The sequence below is a fragment of the Phenylobacterium sp. J426 genome (assembly GCF_024699945.1).
In the GTDB taxonomy this organism is placed as follows: domain Bacteria; phylum Pseudomonadota; class Alphaproteobacteria; order Caulobacterales; family Caulobacteraceae; genus Phenylobacterium.
The window spans coordinates 1,280,363-1,297,675 of sequence record NZ_JAJOMY010000001.1 but is presented as its reverse complement, the minus strand read 5'-3'; the positions used below and the strand labels follow the sequence as shown (position 1 = coordinate 1,297,675).

Below are 17,313 nucleotides of genomic sequence, written 5' to 3'. Positions count from 1 at the left end.
GCGCGGGATGTCGACAGGCGTCGATAATCGACCGCCCGGCGCCCGGTCGTCCCCGGACCGGTTAATGAAATCCTAACAAGCGCCGAGGGGTTGGCCGGCGATCCCCGCGATCCACAGGACGGGAGAACTTTCGCGGCGGGGTCGGGATGAGCTGGGGACAACGCACCCAACGTCGCAGGGACAATCCACTTATCCACGTCCTCGACAGGCTCAGCCTCTCCTTCCTCATCCCATTTCAAGATTCTTAAGGATTGAAGAGAAGAGGAGGCATCCCGGGCCGGGCTTGAGCCGGCGGGGCTGGCGCGCTTTAAGGCTCCCGATGAGCGAACCCACTCCCAAGCTCCTGCGGGCCCTTCAGGGCGAGCCGCAGGACCGGCCCCCGATCTGGTTCATGCGGCAAGCGGGGCGTTCGCTTCCCGAATATCGCGCGCTGCGGGCCAAGGCCCCCGACTTCATCGCCTTCTGCCTGCATCCGGAGATGGCCGCCGAGGCGACGCTGCAGCCCATGCGGCGCTTCCCGATGGATGGGGCCATCGTCTTCGCCGACATCCTGCTGATCCCGCTGGCGCTCGGCCAGAAGGTCTGGTTCGAGGCCGGCGAGGGACCGAAGCTCGAGCCGCTGCCGCCGATCGAGTCCCTGCGCGACCAGATCGAGGCGTCCACAGGGCGGCTCTCCGCCGTTGGCGAGACACTCTCCCGCGTCCGCGCCGAGCTCGAGCCCGACCGCGCCCTCATCGGCTTCGCCGGCGCGCCCTGGACGGTGGCCACCTACATGCTGGAAGGCCGCGGCTCGCAGCGCGAGGAGGCCCGCGCCTTCGCCTACGCCGAGCCCGAGAAGCTGGACGCCCTGCTCGACGTGCTGGTGGAAGCGACCGCCCGTTACCTGGTCATGCAGGCCAAGGCGGGCGCCCAGGCGCTGAAGCTGTTCGAGAGCTGGGCCGAGGGGCTGTCGGAAGAGGTCTTCGAGCGGATCGTGGTGCGTCCGCACGCCGCCATCGTCGAGAAGGTGCGGGCTGCCGGCGTCACCGCGCCGATCATCGGGTTTCCACGCGGCGCCGGGGCGCAAGTCGAGAACTACGCCGAGGCGGTCCCGGTGAACGGCATCGCGCTCGACACCCAGGCGACGGCCGCGCTTGGCCGCAGGCTGCAGGCGCAAGGGCGCTGTATCCAGGGCGCGCTGGACAATCTGCTGCTGCGCCAGGGCGGGCCGGCGCTGGACGCGCGCGTCGAGCAGCTGCTGGCGCAGTGGGGTGACGGCCCCTGGATCTTCAACCTGGGCCATGGCGTCATGCCGGACACCCCGATCGAGCACATCGCCCGGACCGTGGGCCGGGTGACGGGCAAACCGGTCAGAACATGAGACGGGCTGTCGTCCTCTTCAACCTGGGAGGCCCGGACAGCCTCAGGGCGGTGAAGCCTTTCCTGTTCAACCTCTTCCGGGATCCGGCCATCATCCAGCTGCCGGCGCCGGCGCGCTACGCCCTGGCCGCCCTGATCTCGACCATCCGCGAGAGGACCGCCCAGGCCAACTACGCGATCATGGGCGGCCGCTCGCCGTTGCTGCCGGAGACGGAAGCGCAGGCCCGGGCGCTGGAGGCCGAATTGGCCCGCCGGACGCCGGGCGTCGAAACTCGCGTCTTCATCTCAATGCGGTACTGGAAGCCTCGCGCCGACGAGACGGCGAAGCAGGTGGCCGCCTTCGCCCCGGACGAGATCGTGCTGCTGCCGCTCTATCCGCAGTTCTCGACGACGACGACGGCTTCGTCAGTCAGGGACTGGTTGCGAGCCTACAGAGGGCCGGGCCGCAGCCGGACCATCGGCTGCTACCCGAACGCACCCGGCGTCGCGCAGGCCTATGCCGACGGCATTCGCCAGACCTGGGAGGCCGCCGGCCGGCCGGCCAATGTCCGTCTGCTGTTCTCGGCCCACGGTCTGCCGCAGAAGGTGGTGGACGCCGGGGATCCCTACGAAGCCCAGGTGCGGGCGACCGCCGAGTCCGTGGCCGCGTTGTTGCCGGAGTTCGCCGACTGGCGCGTCAGCTTCCAGAGCCGGGTCGGCCGGTTGAAGTGGCTGGAGCCCTCGACAGAGGACGAGATCCAGAAGGCGAGTGCGGACGGCAAGGGCCTGCTGATCTGCCCGATCGCCTTCGTCTCCGAGCACGTCGAGACCCTCGTCGAGCTTGACCATGAGTACGCCCAGCTGGCCAAGGAGAATGGTGTCGCGCCGTACCTCCGCGCGCCGACGCCGCGGGTCATGCCGGGCTTCATCGCCACCCTCGCCGATGCGGTGGAGCAGGCGCCGCCCGGCGCCGCGCCATTCGGGCCTTGGTTGTGCCCGGCGGAGTATGGAAAGTGCGCCTGTCGGAACGGCGACGTGTCGGGGAGGGCGGCCTGATGGATTGGTACAATGCGCTGCGCGCGCTGCACATCATCGCGGTCATCGCCTGGATGTCGGGCATGATGTACCTGCCGAGGCTCTACGCCTACCACACCGAGACCGCGCCGCCGGGCAGCGAGTTCGACGCCCACTTCAAGGTGTGGGAGGAGAAGCTCCTTCGGATCATCATCAATCCGGCCATGGCCGTGACGTGGATCCTGGGGGTCGGTCTGCTCTATTTCCACATCTTCGTGGCAGGCCGAGGGTGGGACTTCCTGCTGCAACCCTGGATCCTGGTGAAACTGGCGGTGGTCATCATCCTGTCCGGCTGGCACGGCTTCCTCTCGAAGTCGCGCAAGCGCATCGCCGCTGGGGAGCGGCCTAAGTCGGCCAGGTTCTGGCGGGCGACCAACGAAATCCCCTTCCTCCTGGCGGTGGTGGCCGTCCTGGCGGTGGTTCTGGAATTCGGCGCGCGCTGATCCCATCTATGGGCTGCGGCCTCCGGCGCCTTGACCGCCCCGGCCGCATGTGGTCCTGCTGACCGCACGCGTCGCGACGAGCGGCGCGCCCCGCCTTTTCGCCGACCCGCGCGGCTTTCACGCGCAGCGGTCCGGCTCCCGAAATCCACAACGGTGTCCGAACAGGGCGCCCGCACGTTTCACCAGCACCCGCCCGGATTGCGTCCGGGCTCGGGTGAATTGCTAAGCGAAATCAAAAATGCAAGACGAAACCCAAGACACACCTGAAGCCGAAGTTTCGGAAACGGACGTCATCGAGACCGAAGCTGTCGCGGACGCCGCCGACGCGCAGGTGGAAGACGCCGGTCCGGAAGCCGAGGCTGACGACGAGCCCAGCGAGGCCGCCAAAGCCATCGCCGCAATGGGCCTGTCACAGATGAGCCTTCAGGAACTGAAGGACAAATCGCCCGCCGATCTGCTCGCCTTCGCCGAGAAGATGGAGGTCGAGAACGCGAACTCCATGCGCAAGCAGGACATGATGTTCGCCATCCTCAAGACGCTGGCCGAAGAAGGCGTCGAGATCTCGGGGTCCGGCACCCTGGAAGTGGTGCAGGACGGCTTCGGCTTCTTGCGCTCGCCGGAAGCCAACTACCTTCCGGGCCCGGACGACATCTACGTCAGCCCGTCGCAGATCCGGAAGTTCGGCCTGCGCACCGGCGATTCGGTCGTCGGCGCGGTGCGCGCCCCGCGCGAGGGCGAGCGCTACTTCGCGCTGGTGGCTGTCACCCAGATCAACTTCGAGACGCCCGAGAGCGTGCGGCACAAGGTGCTGTTCGACAACCTGACGCCGCTCTACCCGGATGAGCGGCTGAAGATGGAGATCGATGATCCGACGCTGAAGGATCGTTCGGGCCGGGTGATCGACATCGTTGCTCCGCTGGGCAAGGGCCAGCGCTGCCTGATCACCGCGCCGCCGCGTGTCGGCAAGACGGTGATGCTGCAGAACATCGCCAAGTCGATCGAGACCAACCATCCTGAGTGCTATCTCATCGTCCTGCTGATCGACGAGCGCCCGGAAGAAGTCACGGATATGCAGCGCACGGTGAAGGGTGAGGTCATCTCCTCGACCTTCGACGAGCCCGCGACCCGCCACGTGCAGGTGGCTGAGATGGTCATCGAGAAGGCCAAGCGCCTGGTCGAGCACAAGCGCGACGTGGTCATCCTGCTGGACTCGGTCACCCGTCTCGGCCGCGCCTACAACACCGTCGTCCCGTCGTCGGGGAAGGTGCTGACCGGCGGTGTCGACGCCAATGCCCTACAGCGTCCGAAGCGGTTCTTCGGCGCCGCCCGGAACATCGAGGAGGGCGGCTCGCTGACGATCATCGCCACGGCCCTGATCGATACCGGCAGCCGGATGGACGAAGTCATCTTCGAAGAGTTCAAGGGCACCGGTAACTCGGAAATCGTCCTGGACCGGAAGGTGGCCGACAAGCGGATCTACCCGGCCATCGACGTGCTGAAGTCCGGCACCCGGAAGGAGGAGCTGATCACGCCGAAGGATCATCTCCAGAAGACCTACATCCTGCGCCGCATCCTGAACCCGATGGGCGCACAGGACGCGATCGAGTTCCTGCTCGACAAGCTGCGGCAGTCGAAGAACAACGACGACTTCTTCCAGTCGATGAACACCTAACGGCGTCATCTGGAAAGATGAGGATTTTCAGGGGCTTCGGGAGACCGAAGCCCCTTTGTTTTGGCAAATCGGCTCTGTGGCGAAATTAACTCCGCCGGCCGCGCATCGGTACGTCTCCCTGCGCGACAGACAGGGCCGTTTTCAGGGGATCAGCAGGCTTGCGCCGACCGTGTCGCGGCGCTCGAGCGCCTCGTGCGCTGCGCGGGCGTCCTCGAGCTTGAAGGTCTGGCCGATCTCGATCTTCACCCGACCCGAGCCGATCATCTCGAACAGCGCCGCGGCGCTGGCGTCGAGTTCCTCGGTCGTGACGATGTAGTCGAACAGCGTCGGCCGGGTGAACACCAGGCTGCCGCCCCGCATCAGGCGGATCGGATCGACCGGCGGGGCCGGACCGGACGCGTTTCCGAACGCGACGAACCAGCCGCGGCGGGCGAGGCTGTTCAGAGTGCCTTCGAAAGTGTCCTTGCCTACCGAGTCGTAGGCGACCGGCACGCCCTTGCCGCCGGTGATCCGCCGAACCTCCGCGGCCACGTCCTGCTCGCGATAGAGGATGACATGGTCGGCCCCGAGCCCGCGGGCCCGGACGGCTTTGGCCTCGGAGCCAACCGTGGCGATCACCTCGGCGCCGACGGCCTTCAGCCATTGGACCATGATCTGGCCCACACCGCCGGCCGCGGCGTGCACCAGCACGGTCTGACCAGCCCGGACCGGGTAGCACCGCCGGACGAACGCCTCGACGGTCATGCCCTTCAGCAGCGACGCCGCGGCGGTGCGGCTGTCCACGCCGTCCGGGGATCTTCACCGCCCGGTCGGCCGCCACGACATTGGCCTCGGCATAGCCGCCGAAGCCGCCGGAATAGGCCGCCCGGTCGCCGACCTTGAACCGAGTGACGCCTTCGCCGATCGCCTCGACCACGCCGGCCGCCTCGCCGCCGGGCGTCTGCGGCAGCTTCACGGGATAGAGGCCGCTGCGGTGGTAGGTGTCGATGAAGTTGATGCCGATCGCCTCATGGCGGATGAGCACCTGGCCGGGCGCCGGGGAGGGTGTGTCGACCTCCACCAGCTCCAGCACTTCGGGCCCGCCCGTACGAGCGAACTGGACGGCGCGCATTACAGGTTGGCCTTGAAGAAGGCGGCGGTTCGGGCGTTGGCCTGACCGGCGTCGGCCTCGTGGTAGTGCTCTCCGCCCTTGCGTGCGAAGGCGTGGTCACGCCCTGGGTAGGTGTGGAGTTCGACCTGCGGGTGGTTCGCGAGCGCCTGAAGTAAGACCGCCTGGGCTTCCTTCGGGACGAACTGGTCCTCCTCGGCCACATGCATCAGCAGCGGGCGGGTCAGCTTCTCAGCCTCGCCGACGCGGTTCTCGATGCCGACGCCGTAGTAGGAGACGGAGGCGTCGGCGTCGGTGCGGGTGGCGGTCAGGAAAGCCAGCAAGCCGCCCAGGCAGAAGCCGACGGCGCCGACCTTGCCGCTGCACTGCGGACCGGCGCGGACGGCCTTGATGGTGGCGGCGATGTCCTTCACGCCCTGGTCGACGTCGAAGGCGTTGAACAGCTCGAAGGCCTTCTTCCACTCCGCTTCCGACTGGTCGGTGATGTCGATGCCCGGCTCGATCCGCCAGAATAGGTCGGGGCAGATGGCGAGATAGCCCTGTGCGGCGAGGTCATCGGCGATGTCGCGCATCACCTTGTTCACGCCGAAGATCTCCTGGATCACCACGACGGCCGGCGCCTTGTCGACCGATGGCCGGGCCACGTAGGCGCTGAAGCTGCCGCCGTCCGGCGCGGTGATGGTGGTGCGTTCGCCCATGTGTGGTCTCCCGTATGCAAGGCCCTTCGGCCAAGGGTACTAGCAAGCGACGGCCCCTCGCGGCCATATGGAACTCCAGTACGAGGGCAAGACGCCATGAAGATGACGATCGAGGTGGACTGCACGCCGGAGGAGGCGCGGCGCTTCCTGGGCCTGCCGGACGTGAGCGGCCTGAACGACCACCTCGTCCAGGAGATGAGCAAGCGGATCGACGCCAACATCCAGCTGCTGTCGCCCGAGGAATTCATGAAGAACTGGATGAGCTTCGGGACCGGCGCCCAGGAGCAGTTCCGCAAGATGATGGAAGCGGGCCTCGGCGGGTCCACGCCCAAGGAATGACCGACACCATCTTCGCGCCGGCGACGGCCGCGGGCCGCGCGGCGGTGGCGGTGGTGCGGGTCTCCGGCCCGGACGCGCGGCGGTCGGTCGAGGCGCTTGCGGGCTCGGTTCCCGAACCGCGGCTGGCCTCCGTGCGCCGGCTGCGCGACGGTGACGGCCGCGAGATCGACCAGGCGCTGGTGCTCTTCTTCGAGGGCCCGGCCAGCTACACCGGCGAGGACGCCGCCGAGTTCCACGTGCACGGCGGCACGGCGGTGGTCGGCGCCCTGGTCGAGGCCTTGGCGGCGTCGGGGCTGCGGCTGGCGGAGCCGGGGGAGTTCACCCGGCGGGCCTTCGAGAACGGCAAGCTCGACCTCGCGCAGGCCGAAGGCGTGGCGGACCTGATCGATGCGGAGACCGAGCAACAGCGGCGCCAGGCGCTCGAGCAGCTGGGCGGGCGCCTCTCGCAGGTGCAGGCCCGATGGTCGGACGCCCTGACCGAGGCCCTGGCCATGTTCGAGGCGGCGGTGGATTTTCCGGACGAGGAGGTGCCGGCCGACGTCGCGGCGCGGGCGGGGCCCGTGCTGGAAGCCCTGATCCGCGACATCGACAAGAACATCGCCGACGCCGACCGGGGCGAGCGCGTGCGGGAGGGCTACCGCATCGCGCTGGTGGGGGGCGCCGAACGCCGGGAAAAGCACGCTGTTGAACGCGCTCGTCGAGCGGGATGTCGCGATTGTGACGCCGCACGCCGGCACGACCCGGGACGTCATCGAAGTCCCGCTGGTGCTGGGCGGCTACAAGGCGCTGCTGGCCGACACCGCCGGCATTCGCGACACCGAGGAAGAGATCGAGGCCGAAGGCGTCCGCCGGGCGCGGGCCTGGGCCGAGGGCGCAGATTTGCGGCTGTGGCTGGTGGACGGGTCGTCGTCCGAGCTGCCGGGTCTGCCGGACGAGGTCGGGCAGGGCGATATCTGCCTGATCACCAAGCGCGATCAGCCGGTGGGGCCAGCCGGCGCCCTGGGCCGCCGAGGTCGCGCGTCGGATGGACATCCCGTCGGCCGAGATCACGGCCAAGGGTCCGAGCGACGTTGCCTGGATCCGGCGGCTGCTCACCGAGCGGATCGTCGAGGCCCTGGGCGGGGGCGGAGCCGCCGGCGGCCACGCGGCTGCGGCACAAGGAGCTGCTGGCGGAGGCGGCGCAGCGGCTGCGCCATGCCTTGCAGCAGGATGAGGCGCTCGAGCTCGCCGCCGAGGACGTGCGGCTGGCCGCACGGGCGCTGGACCGGATCACCGGCCGCATCGATCCGGAGGCGGTGCTGGGCCGGATCTTCTCGACCTTCTGCATTGGCAAGTGAGTTGGTGTTTCACGTGAAACACCCACCCCGGGGTGCGCGGCGACGTTTCACGTGAAACACGGGCGCTCTTCCCCTATATGAGCCGCCTCATGACCCAGTGGGATGTCATCGTCATTGGCGGCGGACACGCCGGCTGCGAGGCGGCTGCCGCCGCGGCGCGCTTTGGCGCGCGCACGCTGCTGCTGACTCACAAGATCGAGACGATCGGCGAGATGAGCTGCAACCCGGCCATCGGCGGCCTGGGGAAAGGCCATCTCGTGCGGGAGATCGATGCCCTGGACGGCGTCATGGGCCGGCTGGCGGATCAGGCCGGCATCCAGTTCCGGATGCTCAACCGCTCGAAAGGCGCCGCTGTTCGCGGCCCGCGCTCGCAGATCGACCGCAAGCTCTATCGCGAGGCCATGCAGGCGGAGCTCGCCGCCACGCCGAACCTTACGATCAAGGCCGAGGCGGTCGAGGACCTGCTGGTCGACGGCGGCCATGTCACCGGCGTCGTCGGAGCGAGCGGCGAGGCCTATTCCGCCGGCCGGGTGGTGCTGACCACGGGCACCTTCCTGAAGGGCGTCATCCACCAGGGTGAGACCCGCATCCCCGCAGGCCGCATCGGCGACCAGCCGGCCATCGGATTGTCGGACCGGCTCTATGCGCTCGGCCTCAACATGGGGCGGCTGAAGACCGGCACGCCCGCGCGGCTTGACGGCTCGACCATCGCCTGGGACCGGCTTGAGATGCAGTCGGCCGACGACGAGCCGATCCCGTTCTCGTTCCTGACCGACAGGATCACCGTGCCGCAGATCCAGTGCGGCATCACCTACACGACGGAAGAGACCCACCGGATCATCGCCGAGCGGCTCGAGGAGAGCGCCGTCTATGGCGGCCGGGTGTCGGGCCGCGGCCCGCGCTACTGCCCGTCCATCGAGGACAAGGTGGTCAGGTTCCGCGACAAGACCAGCCACCAGATCTTCCTCGAGCCCGAAGGCCTGGACGACACGACGGTGTATCCAAACGGGATCTCGACGTCGGTCTCGACCGAGACGCAGGACCTGTTCCTGCGGACCATCCCCGGGCTGGAGCAGGTGGTGGTGAAGCGCCACGGCTATGCGATCGAATACGACTACGTCGATCCGCGCGAGCTCTATCCGACGCTTGAGGTGAAGCGCCTGCCGGGCCTGTACCTCGCCGGCCAGATCAACGGCACCACGGGCTATGAGGAGGCCGGCGCCCAGGGCCTTGTCGCCGGCCTCAACGCCGCCCGCGCCGCCTCGGGCGCCGAGCCCGCCCAGTTCGCCCGGGACGAGGCCTATATCGGCGTGCTGATCGACGACCTGGTGACCCGCGGCGTCACCGAGCCCTATCGCATGTTCACCAGCCGGGCCGAGTTCCGGCTGACGCTGCGCGCCGACAACGCCGACCAGCGGCTCACCGGCAAGGGCATCGACCTGGGCGTCGTGGGGTCCAGCCGGGCCGGCGTGTTTCACGTGAAACAGCGCGAACTCGCCGGCGCGCGGGCTCTGGCGCAGGAACTCAAGCTCACGCCCCAGGAGGCGCAGAAGGCCGGGCTGCCGGTGAAGGCCGACGGTCAGCGTCGGGACCTGCTGCAGCTGCTCGCCTATCCGACCATCGCCTTCGGAGACCTGGCCCGCATCTGGCCGCAGATCGGCGAGTGGTCGCCGGCCGTGCGCGAGCAGGTGGAGATCGACGCGTCCTACGCCGGCTATCTGGATCGCCAGGCCGCCGACGCCGAGGCCATGCGTCGGGACGAGGACCTGCGGCTCCCGGCTGATCTGGACTACGCGGCCATCGGCGGGCTGTCGAACGAGGTGCGCGAGAAGCTGGCGACGGTGCGGCCGCTGACGCTGGGCCAGGCCGGGCGTATCGAGGGCGTCACCCCAGGCCCCTGACGGCGCTGCTCGCCCACGTTCGTCGCCGCGCCGCCTGATGGTCGTCACCGACGCGGAGAGCTTCGCCGCCGCCACCGGCGCGACCGAGGCCCAGGTCGCCGACCTGAGCCGGTTCCTGGAGAAGCTGACGGCCGGCAATGAGGTGATGAACCTCGTCGGCCCGAAGACGATCCCGGACTTCTGGAACCGCCACGCGTGGGACAGCGCCCAGCTGCTGCGGCTGGCGCCGGAGGCCCTCGTCTGGGCGGACCTGGGGGCCGGCGCCGGCTTTCCGGGACTCGTGCTTGCGATCCTTGGGAAGGGCCGTGAGGGGTTCCACGTCCACCTCGTGGAGAGCATGGCCAAGCGCTGCCGGTTCCTCGCGGAGATCGTCGACCTGCTCGACCTGCCCGCCACGGTTCACAACGACAGGGCGGAAAACCTCGACTTGGCTGTGGACATCGTCACCGCCCGGGCTTGTGCGCCGCTCGTGCGGCTGTTGGGGTATGCCCGGCCCTACCTGAAGGCCGGTGCGACCGGGCTTTTCCTGAAGGGACAAGATGTAGCAGCCGAAATGAGCGAGGCCGCTAGATCTTGGGAATTCGAGGCGGATGTCATACCGTCGAAGAGTGACGAGCGGGGCCGCATCGTGCGGGTGAAGAGTCTGGGACGGGAGCGGGGCCGTGGCCGTAAAGTCTGACAGACCTTTGCGTATCCTGGTCGTCGCCAACCAGAAGGGCGGCGTCGGCAAGACCACCACGGCCATCAACCTCGGCACGGCCCTGGCCGCGGTCGGCGAAAAGGTGCTGCTGGTCGACAGCGACCCGCAGGGCAACGCCTCCACCGGCCTCGGCGTCGGACGGGCCTTGCGCAAAAACACCCTGTACGACGTGCTGATGGGTGAGAAGCCCGTGATGGAGGCCGTCGTGAAGACCTCGGTCCCCGGCCTCGACCTGGTGCCGGCCGATCCGGACCTGTCGGGCGTCGAGCTGGAGCTCGGCCAGCAGGCCCGCCGCTCGTTCAAGCTCCGGGACGCGCTGAGCCCCATCCGCGAGAGCGGCGCCTATACCTACGTCCTGATTGACTGCCCGCCGTCGCTGAACCTGCTGACCGTCAACGCCATGGCCGCGGCCGACGCCGTGCTGGTGCCGCTGCAGTGCGAGTTCTTCGCCCTGGAAGGGCTGACCCAGCTGATGCGCACCGTCGATCTCGTTCGCGGCAGCCTCAATCCGGCGCTGGAGATCCAGGGCGTCATCCTGACGATGTACGACCGGCGCAATTCGCTGTCGGAGCAGGTGGCGGGCGACGTCCGCGCCCACTTCGGCGACACGGTCTATCAGACGGTGATCCCCCGCAACGTGCGGGTCTCGGAGGCGCCGTCGTTCGGCCGTCCGGTGCTGGTCTACGACCTGAAGTGCGCCGGCAGCCAGGCCTATCTGAAGCTCGCGCGTGAGGTGGTGCTGCGCGAGCGAGAGCGCCGGAAGCGGTCGCAAGCGGAAGCGGTGAGCTAGGACGACATGGCGGAGAAGCGTGGACTGGGGCGGGGCCTTTCGGCCCTGCTGGGCGAGGCCGAGGAGATCGAGCATGCGGCCGATCCGCAGGCCGGCGTGCGGGAAATCCCGATCGAGCTGATCCACCGCAACGTCGACCAGCCGCGCCAGCACTTCTCGGACGCCGAGATCGCCGAGCTGGAAGCCTCGATCCGGGAACGCGGCGTGCTGCAGCCGATCCTGGTGCGCCCCTCGCCGAAGACGCCGGGCGAGTTCGAGATCGTCGCCGGCGAGCGCCGCTGGCGGGCGAGCCAGAAGGCGGGCCTGCACGCGATCCCGGCCCTGGTGCGCAACGTGGACGACAACCTGTCGTTCGAGATCGCGGTCGTGGAGAACGTCCAGCGCGCCGACCTCAACGCCATGGAGGAGGCCCGGGCCTATTCCGCGCTGATGGGGCGGATGGCCTATACCCAGGAGCAGGCCGCCGAGCGGGTCGGCAAGAGCCGCAGCCACGTGGCCAACACCATGCGCCTGCTGCAGCTGCCCGAGCGGGTGCAGCAGTACGTGGTGACCGGCAAGCTGACGGCGGGCCACGCCCGGGCGCTGCTGACCTCGGGCGATCCCGAAGCGCTCGCCGAGCAGATCATCGACAAGGGCCTCTCGGTGCGCGACGCCGAGGCGCTGGCGAAGCCGCAAGGCCCCGTGGGCGGGGAGGGCGCGAAGAAGGCCAGCGGGCCGAAGCGTTCGAAGGATGCGGACACCGCGGCGCTGGAAGCCGACCTCGAGGACGCGTTGGGCATGAGCGTCGACATCGCCGACCGCGGCGGCGCCGGCGAGCTGAAGATCCGCTACGCAACCCTGGAGCAGCTGGACGAGATCTGCCGCCGCCTGACGAAGTGGTAGATCCGCTTTCCTTCCCCATGAAGGGGAGGGATTGATTGAGCTACAACCCCAGCCGCCTTGCCCGGCCGGCGACGGTGAGCGCGAGGCGTTCGGCGATGAGGCGGTCGGGGCTGCCGGCGGTCTTGCAGGCCTTGTCGGCGGCCAGCACCTCGGGCTGGATGCGGTCGAGCTCCTCCAGGCTCCAGGCGCGGGCCTGGCGGAGGAACTCGCGTTCCTGTTTCCAGAAGACGCCGGAGGCCTTGGCGGCTTCCTGCAGGCCGGCGCCGGCCTTGGCGAGGGTGAGCGTGCGGCGCAGCTTGCCCAGGTGCATGCCGATGGCGCGGACGGCGGCGGGGCCGCTCTCGCCCTCCTGGGCGGCGCGGCGCAGGCCGGCTTGCGCGTCGGCGAGGCGGCCGCCGAAGGCGTCGGCCGCCGCGTCGAACAGCGAGGCCTCGGGCTCGACGCCCAGGAAGCCCTCGAGGTCCGCCGGCGTCGCCGTCGCGCCGCTGCCCGGCCCGAGATAGAGCGCCAGCCGCTCGATCTCCTGCCTGGCGACGCCGCGCTCCTTGGGCAGCCGCTGGACGAACATCTGCAGGGCGTCGGCGTTGAGGGACACCCCGTCCCGCGCCAGCAGCTCGCGCACGAGGCGCGCGACGTCGCCGGGTTCGTCCTCGTAGCAGGGGATGACGGCGCAGGCGGCAGCCTTCTCGCCGGTCTTCCGCAGCGCGGGAGCTGCGCTCGAGATTCCCGGCCTCGATGAGGAAGAAGGCGTCCGGGTTGAGCTCGCCGGCCGCGTGGCGCTCCAGGGCCTCGGCCACCGCCTTGTCGACGGCGGCGGGCTTCTCGTTGGAGAGGCGCAGGCGCACGAGGCGGCGGCCGCCCATCAGCGACTGCGCCGCAAGCTCGCCCTCGAGCCGCGGCGGATCGTCTGCGACGTCGGCCTCCGTGAGGATGGCGACATCGAAGGGATCGTCCGGGTTGGGGACGATCTTGGCCGCCAGCGCATGGCCGCGGTCGCGCACCACGCCCAGGTCGCGGCCATAGATCACCGCCGCGCGGACGGCGGCGTCGGGCTTGCCGATGAACCGCTCGATGTCAGGCCGGCGGCTGAGGATCACGGGCGGGGGCCGCCTAGGCTCGGGGCGGCCTGGCGCCGTTGGCGAGCCAGACGGCGAGTTCCAGTTCGATGCGGCGGGCGGCTTCCGCCGCGGCGCGGTCCTGGGCGTCCTGCTGGGCCGAGATCGAGGCGTAGGGCTGGTCGGCGCTGTCGTAGGTCAGCTCGACCCGAACCCGGCCGCGCTTGGCTACCGCGCCGGAGGGCTGCGCGCGCAGCACATAGTTGGCGGTGAGCACGTATTCGTAGCGGGTGGCGACGTTGTCGATCCGGACGCCCCGAGGATACCGCGCTTCGCCCAGCTCGAGCTGCATGCTGTAGGCCTTGGGGCCGCTGCGTCCCTTGGCGAAGGCGTCGTCGAGGTGCTGGCGGATGAGGAAGCCCGTGCGGCCGTCCGGCGCCTCGACATCGATGGCGCCCAGGCTGGACACCACCGTCTCGCCGTACAGCGGCGTGAACCCGGCGCAGCCCGCCAGGCCCGTGGAGAGCGCCGCGGTCGAGACGGCGAGAGCGAGAAGCGCGGCCTTCGTCATGCGGCCACGATATTCACGATCCGGTCCTTGACCACAATGATCTTGCGGATCGTCAGGCCTTCCAGCCGCGCGGTGATCTCGGGATCGGCGAGCAGGATCTTCTCGACCTCGGCCGGCTCGGCGCCGGCAGGCGCGGAGATCTCGCCGCGGCGCTTGCCGTTCACCTGGACCGGCAGGACCTTCACCGCGTCCTCGGTGAGGGCAGGGTCGAACTCGGGCCAGGGGGCCTCGACCACCATGCCTTCGCCGCCGATGTGGGCCCAGCACTCCTCGGCCAGGTGCGGCGTGAACGGCGCGATGAGACGGGCGAAGGCCATCAGCGCCTCGTGGCGGGCGGCCAGCAGCACCGGGTCGCCGTCGATCACCGGGGCGGCCTTCAGGACGTTCAGGAACTCGTACAGCCGGGCGATGCCCGAGTTGAAGCGGAACGCCTCGATCGCCTCGGTGACGGCCTTGATCGTGCGGTGCGTCTGGCGGCGCAGCTCGCGGGCGATGTCGGTCTCGTCCTCCTGCGGGTCCTTCCAGTCGATGCCGCCGGCGGGGTGGGCGTCGAACTCGTCCCAGACGCGGTTGACGAAGCGCCAAGCGCCCTGGACCCCCGCCGAGGACCACTGGAAGTCGCGCTCGGGCGGGCTGTCGGAGAGCACGAAGAGACGGGCGGCGTCGACGCCGTAGACCTCGAAGATCTCCTCCGGGGCCACCGTGTTCTTCTTGGACTTCGACATCTTCTCGACGTCGCCGATCACCACCGGCTCGCCGCCCTCGGCCAGGGCCGCGCGGCGGGTCTTGCCCTCGACGACGACCTCGACCTGGCCCGGCTCGACCCATTCGCCGTTCTGCCGGCGGTAGGTTTCGTGGGTGACCATGCCTTGCGTGAACAGGCCGGCGAACGGCTCGCGGACGCTCAGGCGCTCTTCGTCGGCCAGGGCCTTGGTGATGAACCGGGCGTAGAGCAGGTGCAGGACCGCGTGCTCGACGCCGCCGATGTACTGGTCGACCGGCAGCCAGTAGTCGGCGGCGGCCTTGTCGATCGGCTCCTCGGCGTGCGGATTGGCGAAGCGGGCGAAGTACCAGGAGCTGTCCACGAACGTGTCCAGCGTGTCGGTCTCGCGCGTCGCCGGGCCGCCGCAGGTGGGGCAGGTGGTCTGCTTCCACGTCGGGTGCCGCTCCAGCGCATTGCCCGACTTGCCGAACTCGATATCGGCCGGATGGGTGATCGGCAGCTGGTCCCTGGGCACGGCGACGACGCCGCACTTGCCGCAGTGGACGAACGGGATCGGGCAGCCCCAGGCGCGCTGGCGCGAGACGCCCCAGTCGCGCAGGCGATAGACCGTGGCGCCCTGGCCCTCGCCGGCGGCCTCGATGCGCTCCACCGCACGGGCCTTGGCGGCCTCGACGTCCAGCCCGTCCAGGCCGGGCGAGTTGTAGATGGCCCCCGGACCGACATAGGCCTCGTCGCCCACGTCGAACGTCGCGGGATCCTCGCCGGGCGGCAGCACCACCGGCTTCACCGGCAGGCCGTACTTGCGGGCGAAGTCTAGGTCGCGCTGGTCATGGGCCGGGCAGGCGAAGATCGCGCCCGTGCCGTAGTCCATCAGGATGAAGTTGGCGATCCAGACCGGCAGCTCCCAGTTCGGGTCGAACGGGTGCTTCACGGTGAAGCCGGTGTCGTAGCCGATCTTCTCGGCCGTCTCGATGTCGGCCTCGGAGACCGCACCCTTGCGGGCCTCGGCGATGAAGGCGGCGGCCCGCGGGTCCGAGGCGGCGATCTGCTCGGCGAGCGGATGGTCGGGGGCGATCCCCACGAAGCTCGCGCCGTACAAGGTGTCGGGCCGGGTGGTGTAGACCTCGATCCCCGCCTCGTGACCGGCCGGCGCCTCGCCCGCGAAGCGGAACCGGACGCGGCAGCCCTTGGAGCGGCCGATCCAGTTCTCCTGCATCGTCCGGACCTTGTCGGGCCAGCGGTCAAGGGCCTGCAGGTCGTCGACCAGCTGGTCGGCGTACTGGGTGATCTTCAGGAACCACTGGGCCAGCTTGCGCTTCTCGACGGGCGCGCCCGAGCGCCAGCCCTTGCCGTCGACGACCTGTTCGTTGGCCAGCACGGTCTGGTCGACGGGGTCCCAGTTGACGACGCTTTCCTTGCGATAGACGAGGCCGCGCTCGAACAGCTCGATGAACCAGGCCTGCTGCTTGCCGTAGTAGTCGACGTCGCAGGTGGCGAACTCGCGCTCCCAGTCGATCGCCAGGCCCAGCTCCTTCAGCTCGGCGCGCATGCGGGCGATGTTGTCGTAGGTCCAGGCCTTGGGATCGACGCCGCGCTCCATGGCGGCGTTCTCGGCCGGCAGGCCGAAGGCGTCCCAGCCCATGGGGTGCAGCACCGAGAAGCCGCGGGCGCGCTTGAAGCGGGCGATGACGTCGCCCAGGGCGTAGTTGCGCACGTGGCCCATGTGGAGGCGTCCCGACGGGTACGGGAACATCTCCAGGACGTAGTACTTGGGCCGCGAGCGGTCGGCCTCGGCGCGGAACGCGTTCGCGCCGTCCCAGCGCTCACGCCACTTGGGTTCGGTCTCTTTGGGATTGTAGCGGGCCATGACGGGCCTTTGGACTGGAGTTGGATGTCCGGTCAACGGCCGCGGTCAGGGGCGTCGACCTTCGAACGGGCGCGGATCAGCCGCGGATGTTCGAAAGTCGAAGCTGGCGCGCCCGCGACAGGATGGCGTTCTCGAGGTCGGCCTCGGTCTGGCCAGCGGCCGGCTGGTCGACCCAATTGCCCGAGGCGTCGCGCACCTGCTTGAAGACGGCGACGTTCAGGCCGTCGGCGCGCAGCCGCGAGTCCAGGATGTAGACCGTGCACTTGAAGCGCTCGTTCGGGGTCTCGGGGGCCGAGTACCAGTCGGTGATGATCACGCCGCCGTAGGGGTCGGCCGAAGACAGCGGCATGAACGACAGCGTGTCGAGCGACGCGCGCCACAGGTAGCCGTTGACGGAGATGGCGGCGTTCGCCGGCGCTTCGATGCGGTCGCCGCCGGTGAAGGGCAGTCGGGGGTCGAGCAGGCGGCCACGCCCAGGGCGCCCAGCGCCGCGGCGCCGATCATCAGGCCACGCTTCCACTCACCGCGCACAAACGGCATATGCATCCGTCTCCAAAGATCTTTCCGCGGCGCGTCCGCGCCACGGCGCCGCCCCGCGCCGCGCCCTCTATAACAACGCCGCCTGCGACGCCAAACAGGAATCGCGTGGCGAGTCTGCCACAGCTGCAGGCGATTTCGTCGAACCGGGACCCTGTGACGCCGGAGTCGGTTGACCTCCCAGCCTGGGCTTCTCTAATCGGCCTCGAGATCGCGAACCTGTGCAGTAGCCGAAGGGCGGCCGGGGGATGCGATGACGGGGCTCAGGGGCTATATG

At 69.3% G+C, this 17,313-nt stretch carries 12 protein-coding genes and 6 pseudogenes; 12 read left to right on the top strand and 6 right to left on the bottom strand.

Annotation, left to right across the window (positions count from 1 at the left end; translation table 11 throughout):
- Window positions 1–319 precede the first annotated feature (319 nt).
- The 4 genes from hemE to rho all read left to right on the top strand — a co-directional run bounded on the left by hemE (window position 320) and on the right by rho (window position 4,527).
- Window positions 320–1,360 (top strand): uroporphyrinogen decarboxylase, encoded by a 1,041-nt coding sequence (hemE, locus tag LRS10_RS06780; RefSeq protein WP_257836586.1) that lies wholly within the window; start codon window positions 320–322, stop codon window positions 1,358–1,360.
- Window positions 1,357–2,394, top strand: a complete 1,038-nt coding sequence (hemH, locus tag LRS10_RS06775; protein ID WP_257836585.1) for a ferrochelatase — start codon at window positions 1,357–1,359, stop codon at window positions 2,392–2,394. Before hemE ends, hemH begins: the two co-directional genes overlap by 4 nt.
- Complete coding sequence (locus tag LRS10_RS06770) at window positions 2,394–2,855, top strand: CopD family protein (RefSeq protein ID WP_257836584.1); 462 nt, start codon at window positions 2,394–2,396, stop codon at window positions 2,853–2,855. The genes hemH and LRS10_RS06770 overlap by 1 nt, the downstream gene beginning before the upstream one ends.
- Before the next feature lie 238 nt (window positions 2,856–3,093).
- Window positions 3,094–4,527 (top strand): transcription termination factor Rho, encoded by a 1,434-nt coding sequence (rho, locus tag LRS10_RS06765; RefSeq protein WP_257836583.1) that lies wholly within the window; start codon window positions 3,094–3,096, stop codon window positions 4,525–4,527.
- Window positions 4,528–4,668: 141 nt separating this feature from the next.
- Here the strand turns inward: rho and LRS10_RS06760 are convergent.
- Together LRS10_RS06760 and LRS10_RS06755 are read right to left on the bottom strand one after the other, a co-directional pair.
- A pseudogene (locus tag LRS10_RS06760) lies at window positions 4,669–5,638 on the bottom strand (quinone oxidoreductase).
- Window positions 5,638–6,333, bottom strand: coding sequence for a dienelactone hydrolase family protein (locus LRS10_RS06755; protein WP_257836582.1), 696 nt, complete (start codon window positions 6,331–6,333; stop codon window positions 5,638–5,640). The pseudogene LRS10_RS06760 and the gene LRS10_RS06755 overlap by 1 nt, the downstream one beginning before the upstream one ends.
- Window positions 6,334–6,429: 96 nt before the next feature.
- Here LRS10_RS06755 and LRS10_RS06750 point away from each other — a divergent pair, with 96 nt between their 5' ends.
- From LRS10_RS06750 to LRS10_RS06725, 8 genes and pseudogenes are all read left to right on the top strand, one after another.
- Window positions 6,430–6,672: a DUF6489 family protein gene (locus LRS10_RS06750; RefSeq protein ID WP_257836581.1), complete on the top strand. Its 243-nt coding sequence runs from the start codon at window positions 6,430–6,432 to the stop codon at window positions 6,670–6,672.
- A pseudogene (locus tag LRS10_RS24990) lies at window positions 6,669–7,334 on the top strand (tRNA uridine-5-carboxymethylaminomethyl(34) synthesis GTPase MnmE); the annotation flags it as partial. The gene LRS10_RS06750 and the pseudogene LRS10_RS24990, both read left to right, overlap by 4 nt.
- 22 nt (window positions 7,335–7,356) lie before the next feature.
- Window positions 7,357–7,524 (top strand): annotated as a pseudogene (locus LRS10_RS24985) (GTPase); the annotation flags it as partial.
- A 35-nt stretch (window positions 7,525–7,559) separates the two neighbouring features.
- On the top strand, window positions 7,560–8,009 hold the full coding sequence (locus LRS10_RS24980) for a hypothetical protein (RefSeq protein ID WP_374570930.1): 450 nt from the start codon (window positions 7,560–7,562) through the stop codon (window positions 8,007–8,009).
- A gap of 89 nt (window positions 8,010–8,098) precedes the next feature.
- A pseudogene (gene mnmG, locus LRS10_RS06740) lies at window positions 8,099–9,948 on the top strand (tRNA uridine-5-carboxymethylaminomethyl(34) synthesis enzyme MnmG).
- A complete protein-coding gene (rsmG, locus tag LRS10_RS06735) occupies window positions 9,948–10,589 on the top strand; it encodes a 16S rRNA (guanine(527)-N(7))-methyltransferase RsmG (RefSeq protein ID WP_257836580.1) in 642 nt (213 codons plus the stop codon). The pseudogene mnmG and the gene rsmG overlap by 1 nt, the downstream one beginning before the upstream one ends.
- Window positions 10,573–11,400 carry a ParA family protein gene (locus tag LRS10_RS06730; protein ID WP_257836579.1) on the top strand — a complete coding sequence of 276 codons (828 nt, stop codon included), beginning with the start codon at window positions 10,573–10,575 and terminating at the stop codon, window positions 11,398–11,400. The genes rsmG and LRS10_RS06730 overlap by 17 nt, the downstream gene beginning before the upstream one ends.
- A gap of 6 nt (window positions 11,401–11,406) precedes the next feature.
- Window positions 11,407–12,282 (top strand): ParB/RepB/Spo0J family partition protein, encoded by an 876-nt coding sequence (locus tag LRS10_RS06725; protein WP_257836578.1) that lies wholly within the window; start codon window positions 11,407–11,409, stop codon window positions 12,280–12,282.
- 40 nt (window positions 12,283–12,322) lie between these two features.
- On the opposite strand, the pseudogene holA reads toward LRS10_RS06725, so the two are convergent.
- The 4 genes and pseudogenes from holA to LRS10_RS06705 all read right to left on the bottom strand — a co-directional run.
- A pseudogene (gene holA / locus LRS10_RS06720) lies at window positions 12,323–13,379 on the bottom strand (DNA polymerase III subunit delta).
- Window positions 13,380–13,392: 13 nt separating this feature from the next.
- Window positions 13,393–13,908, bottom strand: a complete 516-nt coding sequence (gene lptE, locus LRS10_RS06715) for an LPS assembly lipoprotein LptE (protein ID WP_257836577.1) — start codon at window positions 13,906–13,908, stop codon at window positions 13,393–13,395.
- Window positions 13,905–16,499, bottom strand: a complete 2,595-nt coding sequence (leuS, locus tag LRS10_RS06710; RefSeq protein WP_257836576.1) for a leucine--tRNA ligase — start codon at window positions 16,497–16,499, stop codon at window positions 13,905–13,907. Before leuS ends, lptE begins: the two co-directional genes overlap by 4 nt.
- A gap of 76 nt (window positions 16,500–16,575) precedes the next feature.
- A pseudogene (locus LRS10_RS06705) lies at window positions 16,576–16,899 on the bottom strand (DUF3576 domain-containing protein); the annotation flags it as partial.
- Between the last annotated feature and the right edge of the window lie 414 nt (window positions 16,900–17,313).